13 protein-coding genes are annotated in these 14,227 nt (G+C 65.4%); 4 read left to right on the top strand and 9 right to left on the bottom strand.

Annotated elements, in window-relative coordinates; genetic code table 11:
- Positions 1-49: 49 nt before the first annotated feature.
- The 7 genes from TX76_RS10315 to TX76_RS10290 all read right to left on the bottom strand — a co-directional run bounded on the left by TX76_RS10315 (position 50) and on the right by TX76_RS10290 (position 4,064).
- The gene (locus tag TX76_RS10315; protein ID WP_049902303.1) at positions 50-832 is read right to left on the bottom strand and encodes a DUF7089 family protein; all 783 of its coding nucleotides are present in this window, start codon (positions 830-832) and stop codon (positions 50-52) included.
- Between the two features lie 5 nt (positions 833-837).
- Complete coding sequence (locus TX76_RS18745; protein WP_449404487.1) at positions 838-927, bottom strand: hypothetical protein; 90 nt, start codon at positions 925-927, stop codon at positions 838-840.
- Positions 928-1,303: 376 nt separating this feature from the next.
- Positions 1,304-2,071, bottom strand: a complete 768-nt coding sequence (locus tag TX76_RS18510; RefSeq protein ID WP_049902301.1) for an OapC/ArvC family zinc-ribbon domain-containing protein — start codon at positions 2,069-2,071, stop codon at positions 1,304-1,306.
- 36 nt (positions 2,072-2,107) lie between these two features.
- Positions 2,108-2,554: a DUF2073 domain-containing protein gene (locus TX76_RS10305; RefSeq protein ID WP_049902299.1), complete on the bottom strand. Its 447-nt coding sequence runs from the start codon at positions 2,552-2,554 to the stop codon at positions 2,108-2,110.
- A complete protein-coding gene (locus tag TX76_RS10300) occupies positions 2,554-3,198 on the bottom strand; it encodes an Era-like GTP-binding protein (RefSeq protein ID WP_049902298.1) in 645 nt (214 codons plus the stop codon). The genes TX76_RS10305 and TX76_RS10300 overlap by 1 nt, the downstream gene beginning before the upstream one ends.
- A gap of 178 nt (positions 3,199-3,376) precedes the next feature.
- The gene (locus TX76_RS10295) at positions 3,377-3,718 is read right to left on the bottom strand and encodes a DUF7521 family protein (protein WP_049902296.1); all 342 of its coding nucleotides are present in this window, start codon (positions 3,716-3,718) and stop codon (positions 3,377-3,379) included.
- A 1-nt stretch (position 3,719) separates the two neighbouring features.
- Positions 3,720-4,064: a winged helix-turn-helix domain-containing protein gene (locus tag TX76_RS10290; RefSeq protein ID WP_049902295.1), complete on the bottom strand. Its 345-nt coding sequence runs from the start codon at positions 4,062-4,064 to the stop codon at positions 3,720-3,722.
- Between the two features lie 105 nt (positions 4,065-4,169).
- Here TX76_RS10290 and TX76_RS10285 point away from each other — a divergent pair, with 105 nt between their 5' ends.
- Together TX76_RS10285 and TX76_RS10280 are read left to right on the top strand one after the other, a co-directional pair.
- Positions 4,170-4,541 carry an SdpI family protein gene (locus tag TX76_RS10285; protein ID WP_154019052.1) on the top strand — a complete coding sequence of 124 codons (372 nt, stop codon included), beginning with the start codon at positions 4,170-4,172 and terminating at the stop codon, positions 4,539-4,541.
- Positions 4,542-5,332: 791 nt separating this feature from the next.
- Entirely contained in the window at positions 5,333-7,135 is a 1,803-nt protein-coding gene (locus TX76_RS10280; RefSeq protein WP_049902292.1) for a Cdc6/Cdc18 family protein, read from the top strand.
- A 71-nt stretch (positions 7,136-7,206) separates the two neighbouring features.
- On the opposite strand, the gene TX76_RS10275 is transcribed toward TX76_RS10280, so the two are convergent.
- Positions 7,207-8,121 (bottom strand): S26 family signal peptidase, encoded by a 915-nt coding sequence (locus TX76_RS10275; protein WP_049902291.1) that lies wholly within the window; start codon positions 8,119-8,121, stop codon positions 7,207-7,209.
- A 114-nt stretch (positions 8,122-8,235) separates the two neighbouring features.
- On the opposite strand from TX76_RS10275, the gene TX76_RS10270 reads away from it, so the two are divergent.
- Complete coding sequence (locus TX76_RS10270; protein WP_049902290.1) at positions 8,236-9,897, top strand: DNA-directed DNA polymerase II small subunit; 1,662 nt, start codon at positions 8,236-8,238, stop codon at positions 9,895-9,897.
- Between the two features lie 262 nt (positions 9,898-10,159).
- On the opposite strand, the gene TX76_RS10265 is transcribed toward TX76_RS10270, so the two are convergent.
- Complete coding sequence (locus TX76_RS10265; protein WP_049902288.1) at positions 10,160-11,953, bottom strand: asparagine synthase-related protein; 1,794 nt, start codon at positions 11,951-11,953, stop codon at positions 10,160-10,162.
- Positions 11,954-12,156: 203 nt separating this feature from the next.
- On the opposite strand from TX76_RS10265, the gene uvrB reads away from it, so the two are divergent.
- Positions 12,157-14,226 carry an excinuclease ABC subunit UvrB gene (gene uvrB / locus TX76_RS10260; RefSeq protein WP_049902287.1) on the top strand — a complete coding sequence of 690 codons (2,070 nt, stop codon included), beginning with the start codon at positions 12,157-12,159 and terminating at the stop codon, positions 14,224-14,226.
- Position 14,227: the final 1 nt, after the last annotated feature.

Here is a 14,227-nt window from a genome sequence, read left to right as displayed (position 1 = left end):
CGTCCACCGATCGACTCGCCGTTGGCGGTCGTCGGTGGTCCCGTTCGACCTATTCGTCGAGTTTCTCGAAGGTCTTCGTGGCCCACTCGATCGCGTACTCCGCGCCGTACTCGCGGTAGGCTCTGGTGTCGAGCGCGCCGAACGGCGTCGGGAGGTCGAGATCGTGTTTGACGCCGCTGCAGGCGAGTTCGGCGGCCGCCGCGAAGGCCGTGTCGCCGGTGGCGACCTCGTTCGAGAGGTCGGCGAGCCTGGGTTCGAGGCGCTCGCCCGCGTCGGTCCACGCGTCGTGGAGTCCGGGGTATTCGTCGTGCCACGCCGCGAAGGTCTCGCAGGTGTGGAGTCCGAGGAAGGCGTCGTAGAGCGCGGCGGCGAGCTGGTAAGTGTCCGCGGGGCCGAGCGGCGTGGCGGCGGCGAGATCGGGGTAGGTGGAGCCGAAGAAGCCGAGGAAGTGTTCCGGGAAGTCGAGCCCCGCCTCGACGAGGGCGTCGGCGAGCAGGAAGTCGACGAACGCGTCGGGCGAACCCCGAAGACGGGGTTTGACGAGGATCGTCGGCGGGGTGGTCTGGGCGGTCCACGCGACGCCGCCGTCGCCCGGCATGCCGATCGTGAACTCGTCGCCGGCGTAGCGATGGAGTGCGTCGGGAACATCCGGCGGGAGCCACCCGTCGGGGTAGGTGATCGGATCGAGTCCGTCGACGAGCGGGCCGAGTGATTCGGCGACTGCGGGATCGAGCGTCTCGAAGTCGCGCTCGCAGTCGAGGACGAGCGCCTCGGATGCGTGTTCGTTTCGGATCCCGGCGAGTTCGCCGGTGAGCGATCGCGGCTCGAACATGGCTGTTACGTGAGCGCGAGCACGGCGATGACGCCCACCGCGAGCAGCGCCGAGACCCCGACCGTTCCCAGCACGATTTTGGTTGCCTGACTCATGCTTGCCCCTTCTTCGGGCGGTGTGTTAAGTGCTTCAATTGTCGTTTCGGCTGTCGGCGTGGTGGTGTCTGCGGTGTGGATGCGGCTGCAGTGCGGTAGCGGAAGGAAGCCACGCGGCCGCGTTGCTCGCGGCCGCACGGGAGGGACGGGGGCTTCAGCGCGTGCCGGGCGTCCGCGAGCAACGCGAGCGGACGAAACAGGCGAACGGCGCAGCCGTGAGCCGGGCTACGCGCCCGGCGCGCGCAATGCGTTGCGGAGGCTGCCTGGTGGTGCTGAAAAATCGGGGATTTTTCGCATGCAAAAACGCCGCTGAGCGGCGTTTTTGAGCAACATGAAAAGGGCGAGCGAGCGCGCCGAGCGCGAGCGAGGGCTTTCCTTAGGAATCGTCGTCGCCGAGCCACGTATCCGGCACGTCGATGACGTACTGGCCGTCCTCCTTGAGGGCGATGATGCGCTCCTCGCGGTTGTAAAGCTCCATCAAGTTGAGCTCGTACTGGCCCGGTTCGAGGATCTTGATGCTCTCGAACTGGTCGTTGAGCTCGCGTCGGAGCGCCTCCACGTTGTCGGTGTCGTCTCCGTCGGCCGATTCGTCGGGTTCGCTGGAGCTGGCGGCGGTTTCGGTTCCATCGGCCGGATTGGTCTGTCCGGACGACGCCTCGACATCCCCCTTCGTTTCGAGTGGAGATTCCGTGTCACCGTCGTTCGGCCGTGGCTCGGCCGTCGAGTCGGTGTCGGTCGAGACATGGGTTTCGGATGGAGTCGGCGACTCGGACGGTTCGGATGGTGACGTGGGAGCGGAATCGGCCGCGGACGGCTCGGAGTCGGCGGTGGCTGGGCCCCGGTCGCCTGGCGACGACTCCGAGGACGGGGTTGCCGTCTCGTCTTCCGACGACGTGCCGGGCTCGGTGGATGTTCCGGGCTCGGTGGATGTTCCGGGCTCGGTGGATGTTCCGGGTTCGGTGGATGCTCCGGGCTCGCTGGGAGTTCCGGGTTCGGTGGACGATCCCGGCCCGGTGTCGGTGTCGCGCGCGTCGCTCGCGGGTCGGAACTGGAACTTGTTGCCGCCGCAGTCCGGACAGCCCGACAGCATCTCCTTCGAGCCGTCGGGGAAGACGTGGCCGCACTCCGTACACTGGTGGGGCATGAGGGAAGGGGGAGTTGTGCTAACGAGGGGACGACTTCATCGGCGGGTGACGAGCGCGCTGATCAGGGTCTCGTCCTTGTGGAGCGTTTCGAGTCGGTTCGCCGGCCCGATGACGGTGAGCTTGGTGCGTGACTCGCGGCCGAGCAGCCGATCGAAAAAGCCGCCGTTTCCCTGCTGTTCGGTGCCCGGATACGTCTCGATCTCGATGCCGGTGAACTCGTCGGGACTGATCTCGGCCATCGTCACCTCGATGAGTTTCGACTCCTCGTCGGGATCGAGGCCCTCCTCCAGGATAACGATGTTGCCGTCGTGGACCCCGTCGAGGATCAGCCGGATCTTCTCCATGCTCGTCAGCCCGTCCATCCGCTCGCCGCTGATCATGTCGATCTGGACGCCGCTCCCGTCGTCGGCGTTTTCGGCGTCGATCTCGTCGTCACCGCCGGCGTCGCCGTCGGTGCCGGGATCGTCGTGTGCTTCGGACATCAGCCGAAGTACTCCGCGATCTTGTCGTACACCTCGTCCATGTTGTCACCTTCGAGCGCCGAGAGCGGGACCGTCTCGTGCTGGGGGAAGGCGTTGTTGATGCGCTGGACGCTCGCCTCGTCGAGGTCGATCTTGTTGGCGAAAATGAGGACGGGAAGGTCCTGGCTCTCGATGATCCCCACGAGCATGGTGTTGACCTGGGTGAAGGGGTCCTCGGCCGCGTCGAGCACGTAGATCACGCCGTCGACGTCCTCGCGGAGCCAGTGCATCGCCTCGGCGACGCCCTCGGTCGCCTCCCGCGACCGGCGGACGGCGTCGTCCTCCTCCATGTCGTGTTCGAGGAACTCGGTGTAGTCGACCTTGGTGGCGACGCCTGGCGTGTCGACGATGTCGATCGAGACCGACTTCCCGTTGCGCTCGATCTCGATGTCCTCCTTCCGGCGGGCGCGCCTGGTCTCGTGGGGAATGTGGCTCTCCGGGCCGACCGCGTCGCCGGTCCAGTCGCGCGCGATCCGGTTCGCGAGCGTGGTCTTGCCGGCGTTCGGCGGGCCGTAGATCCCGATCCGGCGCTGTCGCTGGCCCCCCGAAAAGAGGCTCGACGTCACCCGTGCGATACTGTTTCTGAGTCCCGTGAACAGTCCCATCCTGTGATCTCACCCCTCACGCGCCGCGCGAACCGTGAACGAAGGCTCTCGGTGCAGACCCTTTCGATGCATACACTTAAAACTACGTCAGACACGTATCAGGCTTGCCATCCCTGCCGAAGGGAGCTACCGTCGGGGAGGAGTTCGGATCGACCGTCTCTGAGCGTGCAGCCTGTCCTCACGTGGCTGATCGGTCCGAGTCGGGCTGCATGTGGAGCGCGTAGACGATACAGCTCAGCCCCGTGATCTCGCTCACCTGTATGAGGGCGGCGAGTCCCGTCCGCGGGACCGTCCGCACGAGCAAGAAGACGACGAACAGCGTGAACGGTACGCCGAGGACGAGAACGAACCCGAGTGAGATGAACAGCATCGGCCGACTCCGATTGCGTCGGTAGCCCCGGAAGGCCTGGTAGGCGATGAACAGTCCGAGGAGTGCGCCGACGACGTCGCTCGCCTGAAGCACTGTCCCAACCCATCCCGACGTGGCTCCGCCCGCCGTCTGGAGAACTGCCGACAGCATCTCACATCCCCTCGATCAACGCGGTAAACCGATCGACGATGTCCTCCTGCCGATCGACGTGGAGGCTGAAGCTGCCGTCGTCGAGATCGACGGTGACTCGCCGGAAGTTCGTCGAGTACACCGTGTGATGATGACCGCCGGTTGGATCCGGGCGCGTTCGTTCGACCAGCAGGTCGCGCTCGCGGAGGTCGTCGAGGCGGCGGTACACGGTCGGTTGCGATGCTCCGCAACGTTCGCTCAAGGTGCTCGCTGACATGGGTTCGACGCTCGTCTCGGCGAGGATCGTCCGCACGATCTCGTCTTCTAAGAGTGCGGCGATGGCTTCGACGTCGGACTCCTCGCTCACAGTGAACCCCTCATCGGAGATGGTACTTAAAGGAGTGACGACCGCTTCAGTCGGTGCAGTTCCGCTCGGGGTACTACAACCGCTCCCTCCGTAGCAGCAAACGTGATGACGGAGGCATCAACCCGATCCAGCCGTACTCCACTCCGCGGATCGTTGGATGCGGGCGGGGTTCTGGCCGTCGTGCTGAGTATCGCCACGAGTGCGCTCGCCTACGGGACGCTCCCCGACCGAATGCGGATTCACTGGTCACTCGGCGGCCCCTACTACGGACCCGAGTTCGCTGCAACGCCGATCGTGCTGATCGCGTTTCCGCTACTCGTCGCGGGTTTCTACGTCGGTAGCCGCTGGCTCCGGGCGTATCTCGAAACGACCGAAGCGTTCGACGTGGCCCGCCTGCTCTACGACGGCTGCACACTTCTGCTACTCGCGGGAGTGTTGCTCCTGCAGCTCGTGATCATCTGGGTCAATCTCGGATAGATCGTCCGTCGAACCGCCGAGCGGACTGCGACGTTCCGAGAAGCAGCAACGAGAAGCGGCCCCATCCGTGCCAGCATTCGACATGCAAGACCCGGCGACATGTAAGACCCGGATCGGAAGCGATCCGGTGAGTGTTCGAGTTTGGATGGGTTTTTGAGCGGGTTTGGCGGAGTCGGGATCAAGAGTGGCATGGAACTGATAGCAGAAGTGAGAGAAGGAGAAGGAGAAGGAGAAGGAGAAGGAGAAGGAGAAGGGTTCCGACGACCCCCACCCCTTCGTTTCGAGTGGAACGCCGATCCGACCCGGAGTGGACCGTCGGCAGAGCGTCGTTCTAGTGGGTTTCTAGTCAGTTGTGTGTCGACTGGCCGTTTTTACCACGCGGTTCTCTCAACCCCTCGGGTGTGTTTCGGAAGGGTGTTACTTGAAGCTTTCCATGATTGAGTCGGCCTGATCGCTCACCCCCTCCCCCTCTCTTTCCCGTTCCAGTGGAAACGAAGGGGTGGGGGGCGAGGGAACTGCACAGGGGTTCCACCGATCGTCGAACAACGGCACCCGCGACCGTTCGCCGTGCCCCCGGTTACCCGAATCGTTCGATCGGCGTCGGTTCCAGGAACCAAAAAGACTAATGCACTCCCCACCACTGGTTCCGCTGGACCACTCGCGACCGGGCTGACCGCAACGCTACGTCTCAGACCGGTCGAAACGGCTTCTATCGATGGAATACGTCACGATCCGGACGTGCGCGGCGTATCCTCCATCCGAAAGAGAGGGGTGGAACGCGGGGACCAATCATGGGAGGAAACGACTCGACACCGGACGATCGCGACGGGGCGGACCGGGAGGACGACGTCCCGTCCACCGACGCCGAGGAGACCGTCGACGACCTCCCGTTCGGTGAGTTCGACGAGGGTTCGGCCGGTGTCGAACATCCGGACGATCCGGACGATCCGAGCGACTCGACCGATTCAGGGACCGCACGACCGGAGGCGACTCCGGAGATCGATCCATCGGCGTCGTCCGGGGATTCGCTCTCCCGCGACAAGTCGTCGCGAAGCGACCCACCCGACGACGACACGTCACAGGGCGGGCTGTTCGACGATCTCCTCAGCGGCGATCCGATCTTCGAGAACAAGGACGTCCTTCGGCCCTCCTATACGCCCGATCAGCTCCCCCATCGCCAGGCACAGATCAACGACATGGCGACCATCCTCGTCGGCGCGCTCCGTGGGGAGACCCCCTCGAACATCCTGATCTACGGCAAGACTGGAACCGGGAAGACCGCGAGCGCGAAGTTCGTGAGCAACGAGCTCGAGACCACCTCCCAGAAGTACGACGTGCCCTGCGAGGTCGAGTACATCAACTGCGAGGTCACCGACACTCAATATCGTGTGCTCGCCCAGCTCGCGAACACGTTCATCGAGGCCAACGAGCGTCACATCGAGACCAGGCTCGCCAGCCTCCGTGATCTGAAAGAGCGCGCGACCGGGGGCCAGGCAACCCTCGACGACACCACTGCCGAGAACGTCGGCACCGCCGAGAGCACCGACACTGCAGGGAACGTCGAAGATACCGGAACCATCGAAGACGACGGGAACGCGGGGAACCACGGCGACGACGAGAACGTTCATCTCGCCGACGATCCCGAGTTCGACTCGATCGCCGCGATCGAAGAGCGGATCGCGGAGCTCGAGGCCGATCTCGACGCGTTCGAACCCGTGCCGATGACCGGCTGGCCGACCGATCGCGTCTACTCCACGTTCTTCGACGCGGTCGACTACCACGAGCGAGTCGTGGTCATCATGCTCGACGAGATCGACAAGCTCGTGGAGAAGAGCGGCGACGACACCCTCTACAATCTCTCGCGGATGAACTCCGAGCTCGACAACTCTCGGGTGTCGATCATGGGAATCTCGAACGATCTCAAGTTCACCGAGTTCCTCGATCCCCGGGTCAAGTCGAGCCTCGGCGAGGAGGAGATCGTCTTCCCGCCCTACGACGCGACCCAGCTCCGGGATATCCTCGCCGCGCGCGCGGAGATCGCCTTCGAACCCGACGCGCTTTCGGAGGACGTCATCCCGCTCTGTGCGGCCTTTGCCGCCCAGGAACACGGCGACGCCAGGCGCGCGCTCGACCTCCTCCGCACGGCGGGCGAACTCGCCGAACGCGGTCAGACCGAGCGCGTCGACGAGGATCACGTCAGGCAGGCCCAGGAGAAGATCGAACTCGACAGAGTCGTCGAAGTCGTCCGCACCCTCCCGACCCAGTCGAAGGTCGTCCTCTTCGCGGTGATCCTCCTCGAACGCAACGGCGCACAGAACATCAACACCGGCGAGGTGTACAACATCTACCGCCGGCTCTGCGACGAGATCGATGCCGACGTCCTCACGCAGCGCCGTGTCACGGACCTCATCTCCGAGCTCGACATGCTCGGGATCGTCAACGCGGTCGTCGTCTCGAAGGGACGGTACGGCCGGACCAAGGAGATGAACCTCTCAGTCCCGATCGAGGAGACCGAGGCCGTTCTCACCAGCGACTCGCGACTCGGCGACATCGAGGACGTCCAGCCGTTCGTCCAGGCGCGCTTCGACAGCTAGCTCGCGGAGCCGTCGTCACCGACACACCGATCGATTCTCCGATTCTCTCGATCGTCGCACCGGTCTTCCGATCACCGAACGGCCCGCACCATCCCGACGCCGGCGAGTGTGCCGAGGACCGATCCGCCCGGCGTGCTCAGTGTGCCGACGAGCGCGCTCGCGCCCGCGTTCACCATCCCGAACAGCAGCCGGATCTCGCCGAGCCACGGGATGCGGAACTCCGCGGTGCCGGTGATCCACGACGGCTTGACCGGATCGCTGATGGGATCGAAGCCGATCTGATCGTACTCCCCGTTGTGGTCGCCCTTGGTGATGAACCCGGCGTGGGGGGCCGGGCAGTTCGACAGCTCCTCACAGTCGTCGGCACCGCCGAGGAACGCCCGGTTGGCCTCGTCGTACCAGTTCTCGCCGTCGTTCACCCAGAAGCGTGCACGGTGGATGATCGGCGTCGCACGCGGGTCGCCGTTCTGTTCGTACACGATGACGTCGCCGTACTCGTTGAACTCCCTGTAGCTCGCGTTCGCTCCTGCACGGTAGCTGACCACCCCTGTCCCGGCGTGGGCCGCCCCGCCGGCGAAGCGGTGTTCCTCCATCACGAACACGAGATCACCTCTGTAGAGGTTCGGCTCCATACTCCCGCTCTCGATCGCGACCATCGGCGGCCAGATGCCGGAAACGGCGAACAGGAGGAGACCGATGGCCGCCACGATCGCGAGACTCGACGCCACCTCCCGGACGAACGCCACCGCCTCGTTGTCGGTCGTCGCCAGCCATCGCGCACGCGCGATCGGCCCATTCGAACCCGACGACCCGCCCGAATCCGACGCTCTCTTCGAATCCGATGCTCCGTCCCGTGGTCCACCCTGCCCCGGTTCCCCTCCGCTCCCATTCGCGCGTTCGCTCCCGTCCCGTCCGGTCTCGTCGTCGGCGGCGGTCTCCCGGCCGTTCCACTCGGACCACGAATCGGAGCCGTCGCCGGAATCCATTGTCCTCCATACTTCGGGCGCTCGCTTCAAGCTTGTCTTCCACACTCACTCGCGGCCGACGACGACGCCTCGCCGTCCGCTACGCTTTTGCTCCGTCCCGCGAAACCCATCCCCGTGCCGCGTTCGACACCGGTCGAGGTCGTGAACGAGCTCGCCACGAGGGGGTACAACGCCGAACGCGAGGCCGTGACCCTGCTCGCGAGGGCGGACGACCTCGAAGACGCGATCGAGCGTGCGACCGAGACCGTCCCGGACGAGGCGCTCACCCTCTCGGCCGACGACGTCGCAGCCGTCGTCCGAACCGCCGATGCCACCGGTTCGTCTCCCGGTCACACCGACGGTTCGTCGCCCGACACTCGATCCGGCTCACCTGCCACCGATTCTGACGGTTCCGGAGATTCCGCCACCACACCGGCTGAGACGCCCGATCAACCCCCATCAAACCCCTCCGTTTCGAGTGGAACTGCGACCCATGAGAACGACAGGCGAACCGACTCTCCACTCGAAACGAAGGGGTCGGGGAGAGACGAAGCTGCCGGCGAAAGAACTACCGAGCGCTCGGTCGACCCGGACCTCAGATCGCTCGACGTACAGGGCGACGTCACCGGCCGGAGCACCGGTACGGGCGAGTACGCCGACTTCGTCGCCACCTTCCGGGACCGGTACGAACGTCTCTCCGGCCTCCTGCGCTCGCGCGTCAACCACCGACCGACCGAGGCGGTCGACGCGATGGCCGGCGGGAGCGACGCCGCGATCGTCGGGATGATCGCCGACATCCGGTCGACCGCGAACGGCCACTGGCTGGTCGAGCTCGAAGACACCACCGGCACGTTTCCCTGTCTCATCCTCAAGGACCGCGAGATCGCAAGCGTCGTCGACGAACTCCTGCTCGACGAGCTCGTCGCGGTCGAGGGCACGCTCGCGGGCGACGGCGGGATCCTGTTCGTCGACGAACTCCACTTCCCCGACGTCCCCCGGACCTATCGACCGTCGACCGCCGACCGCCACGTCCGCGCGGCTCTGATCTCGGACGTCCACGTCGGCAGCCAAGAGTTCGCCAACGAGGCGTGGTCGGCCTTCGCCGACTGGCTCCACACCGAGGACGCGGCAGCGGTCGAGTACCTCCTCGTCGCGGGCGACATGGTCGAAGGGGTGGGCGTCTACCCGGACCAGGACGAGGAGCTCGATATCGTCGACATCTACGAACAGTACGAGGCCTTCGCCGAACGCCTGAAGGAGGTCCCCGGCGATATGGAGATCCTCCTCACCCCGGGCAACCACGACGCCGTCCGACTCGCCGAACCCCAGCCAGGCTTCGACGAGGAGCTCCGGGAGATCATGAGCGTCCACGACGCGCGCTTTTCGGGCAATCCCTCGACGGTCACGATCGAGGGCGTCACGATTCTGATGTACCACGGCGTCAGCCTCGACGAGGTGATCGCCGAACTCCCCGAGGAGAAGGCCAACTACGACGAGCCTCACAAGGCGATGTACCAGCTCCTGAAAAAGCGCCACATCGCCCCCCAGTACGGCGGCCACACTCGACTCGCACCCGAGGAGCGTGACTACCTCGTGATGGAGGAGATCCCCGATGTCTTTCACACTGGTCACGTCCACAAACTCGGCTACGGGAAATACCACAACGTGCTCGCGATCAACTCCGGGTGCTGGCAGGAACAGACGAGCTTCCAGAAGAGCGTCAACATCGACCCCGACGTGGGCTACGCGCCGATCCTCGATCTCGACACGCTCGACCTGACGATCCAGAAGTTCTAGCACCCACCTTTTTACTGCGGGGGGATTGCGCTCGCTCACTCCGTTCGCTCGTTCGCTCGCGGTGGGGCTGCTGGTGTCCTCCGCGACCGCCAACCGCACAGCACCGCCGAAGCCCTCGCTCGTTTCACTCGCTCGCCCTTCATCCGCCAGGCGAACGCTGCTCCCTTGCGCCGCAACTCACTCGGATCGTCGAGACGCCAGGCCCGCACCGCTGCCGCGGCATCTCCACAGCCGGACCGCGACGCCGCGACTCTCGTTCGATTCAGTCGACGTGGTTCTGGAGCCACGCCTCGACGGTCGAGATCGGCGCGATCGTCATGATGTTGTCTTCCTCGTCGCTGAGATGTTCGCGCCGGAGCTCCCGGATCTTCGCTGCGTTGAAGAACTCGCGCTCGCACGCGCCGCGCAGGAGGTCGTCGACGTGCTCGCGCAGGTCCGGATCGGAGCGGTACCACGCGTCGCCCAGACTCTGCCCGCCATGAGTCATCTGATCGAGGAGCAGCCTGACGCCGGTGTTCAGGGTGAACCCGGCGACGTGAGCGGGGTAGGGGTACGCCGGCGGCAGACGGGTTCGCTCGTAGGGGATCTTCGCGAGATCCGCGTTCAGCGCCCGGCTCAGCCTGAGCTTCGACTTGCTGGCACCGTAGGGCACGCCGCCGTCGGTGGTCGGGTACGTCCCCATCCGATAGGTCATCGGCAGCCCGGCGACGTGATCGAGGAACGCACCGTTCGCAAAGGGCGTCCGGGTCCCGACCTTGCGCCTCGCCAGCGGGTTGCTCGCGAAGACGAAGCGGGCGTAGTGGTTCTGGAAGTGGGCGTCGAGCATCGTCCGGCGCATCGTCCGCTGGTCGCTCTCCCGTGCCGAGCGCTCGAACGGTGCTCGCGGGTCGACGTCGGCCTCGATGAGGTCGTCGAGGGTGTCCTCCGGGATCGCGTGCTGGCGGTGGTAGAGCCCCTCGGCGGCGTCCTCACACTCGGTGAACTGATGGCGCGTGATGTGCTCGCCGAGGAGTTCGCCCTGGCCGGCGGCTTCGAGGACGACGCCCGGGGCGTTCCCGTCGAGGTTGTAGACGGCCGAGAGGTTGACGAACGTGTTCCAGCGTACCATCCCGCCGGTCGCGTCGATCGCCGCATCGATGACCTCGGCGAATCGCTCCCCGTCGAGCGTGATCTCCTCGTTCGCGATGTCGAGCGTGTCGGCGATGCGACCGGCGAGCGCGGGGTTGCCGCCCGCCGGCGGGTTGGAGTCGTACGTGTAGGTCTGGATCGAGTCGATACCGCCGTTCGTCTCGGTGGCTCGCTTCAACTCGGTGGCCATCGTCCGGCTGTCGAGCCCCCCGGAGAGCCACAGCCCGGTCTCGCCGTCGATGGTGCCCGCCATGTCGGTGACCGCGTCCCGGTAGCGGCTCGCCAGTTCGAACACGTAGCCGTCGCCTGGCTCGGCCGCCTCGAAGTCGGGCGTCCAGTATCGAGTTCGTTCGACCTCGCCGCCCTCGTATTCGAGCACGGTCGACGGCGGCAGCGCGCGAACGTCCTCCACGAGCGTCTTCTCGCCCCAGACGTGGCCGAGCATCACGACGTCGCTCACCGCCGCCACGTCCACCGTGGGGTCGTCGATCCGACTCAAGGGGGCCTTGACTTCCGACCCGAACAGCAGTCCCCCGTCGTCGGGGGTCGCGTAGTAACACGGCCGTGCGCCGATCTTGTCGGTCGCCAGCACGACCCGTTCGGCCGCCCCGTCGTAACACGCGATCACGAACGGCCCATCCAGATTGGGCAGCACCTCCCGCGGCCGTTCCAGCACCGCCTCGATCACCTCGCCGGTGTCGAGACCGCGTTCGTTCTGGCTCGACACCACGCCGTAGATGGCCCCCGCCCGATCGCCGTCCTGCCAGCTCGCGTGGCCGGACGGGTCCCGGTCGCCGTGGTGGACGAACCCGAGCCCGCCGTCGTCCCCCCCGAAGCGTTCGGTCTCGTACCACGACTCGTGCTCCAGCGTCCCCGTCATCGCTTCGACGGCCGTTGCGGAGACTGTCCCGCCGGCGATTCCTGTCATCGGTTCATTCGTCTCCTCGTCCTGGCTTAAGATTTGCCAATTTCGAACCCAAACCGACGAGAAACCAAGTCAAACGATCGAAACCATGGATTTTCTCGTTTCGATAGCTCATCGGACGGAATACTCCAACGATGAACCGCTAACCGGCCCGCGATCTTCCACAAGCGAGTGCGTCAAGTGGGTCCGTCCCCTCCTTCCCACCGATGAGTGACACCCAGTCCGGCCCGCTCCAGCCCGACCGTCCCGGCTCCGAGCGCCCGTTTCGGGTGGACGCGCCGTTCGATCCCGCTGGGGATCAGCCCGATGCCATCGCGCGGCTCGCCGAGGGGTTCGAGAGCGGGATGGACGAACAGACCCTGCTCGGGGTCACGGGATCGGGCAAGACGAACACCGTCTCGTGGACGATCGAGGAGATCCAGAAGCCGACCCTCGTGATCGCCCACAACAAAACCCTCGCAGCGCAGCTCTACGAGGAGTTCCGGAACCTCTTCCCCGACAACGCCGTCGAGTACTTCGTCTCCTATTACGACTACTACCAGCCCGAGGCGTACGTCGAGCAGACCGACAAGTACATCGAGAAGGACGCCTCGATCAACGACGAGATCGACCGACTCCGCCACTCCGCGACCCGCTCCCTGCTCACTCGCGACGACGTGATCGTGGTCGCCTCGGTGTCGGCGATCTACGGTCTCGGTGATCCCGCGAACTACGAGGAGATGAGCCTCCGGCTGGAGGTCGGTCAGACCATCGATCGCGACGAACTGCTCGGCCGGCTCGTCGACCTGAACTACGAGCGCAACGACGTCGATTTCACCCAAGGAACCTTCCGCGTCCGGGGTGATACCGTCGAGATCTTCCCGATGTACGGCCGCTACGCCGTCCGCGTGGAGTTCTGGGGCGACGAGATCGATCGCCTCACCAAGCTCGACCCGCTCGAAGGCGACGTCAAGAGCGAGGAACCGGCCTCGCTCATCCATCCCGCCGAACACTATTCGATCCCCGAGGATCGCCTCGAAAACGCCATCGGCGAGATCGAGGACCTGCTGGACGAACGCGTTGCCTACTTCGAACGCGAGGGCGACCTCGTGGCGGCCCAGCGCATCGAGGAGCGCACCACCTTCGATCTCGAAATGCTCGAAGAAACAGGGTATTGCTCGGGGATCGAGAACTACTCCGTCCACCTCTCGGATCGCGAGCCTGGCGACGCGCCCTCCACGCTCCTCGATTACTTCCCCGAGGACTTCCTCACCGTACTCGACGAATCCCACCAGACCGTGCCCCAGATTCGGGGCCAATTCGCGGGCGATAAGTCCCGAAAGGACTCGCTGGTCGGGAACGGCTTCCGCCTCCCGACGGCCTACGACAACCGTCCGCTCCGGTATCCCGAGTTCGAGGAGCGAACAGGACAAACCCTCTACGTCAGCGCGACGCCCGGCGACTACGAGCGCGAGCACTCCGATCGGATCGTCGAGCAGATCGTCCGCCCCACCCACCTCGTCGATCCCGCGGTCGAGATCTCGCCGGTCGACGGCCAGATCGACGACCTCCTCGACCGGATCGACGACCGCGTCGAGCGCGACGAACGTGTCCTCGTGACGACGCTCACCAAGCGGATGGCCGAGGATCTCACCGAGTACCTCGAGGAGTCGGGCGTCGCGGTCGAGTACATGCACGACGAGACCGACACCCTCGAACGCCACGAGCTCGTCCGCGGTCTCAGACTCGGAGAGTTCGACGTGCTCGTGGGGATCAACCTCCTCCGCGAGGGCCTCGACATCCCGGAAGTCTCGCTCGTGGCGATCCTCGACGCCGACCAGGAGGGGTTCCTGCGCTCGGAAACCACCCTCGTTCAGACGATGGGTCGGGCCGCCAGAAACGTCGCCGGCGAGGTCGTGCTCTACGCCGACGACGTGACCGACTCGATGCAATCGGCGATCGACGAGACCCAGCGCCGCCGCGAGATCCAGCAGGAGTACAACGACGAGCACGGCTTCGAACCCCGAACGATCGAGAAGGCGGTCGGCGAGACCAACCTGCCGGGATCGAAAACCGACACCGGCGGCACCGCGAACCTCGAACCCGACGACGCCGACGCGGCCGCCGAGCTGATCGAAGAGCTCGAAAACCGGATGAACGAGGCGGCCGAGAATCTGGAATTCGAACTCGCAGCCGACATCCGCGACCGAGTACGAGAAATCCGCACGGAGTTCGACCTCGCGACCGAAGACGGCGTGCCGCCCGAGGAGGGTGTGCCGCCGGAATCGGAGTTTTAAT

Source organism: Halococcus agarilyticus (assembly GCF_000334895.1).
GTDB classification, from domain to species: Archaea; Halobacteriota; Halobacteria; order Halobacteriales; family Halococcaceae; genus Halococcus; species Halococcus agarilyticus.
The sequence above is the reverse complement of the archived record's forward strand: the minus strand, read 5'-3'. Positions and strand labels throughout refer to the sequence as shown.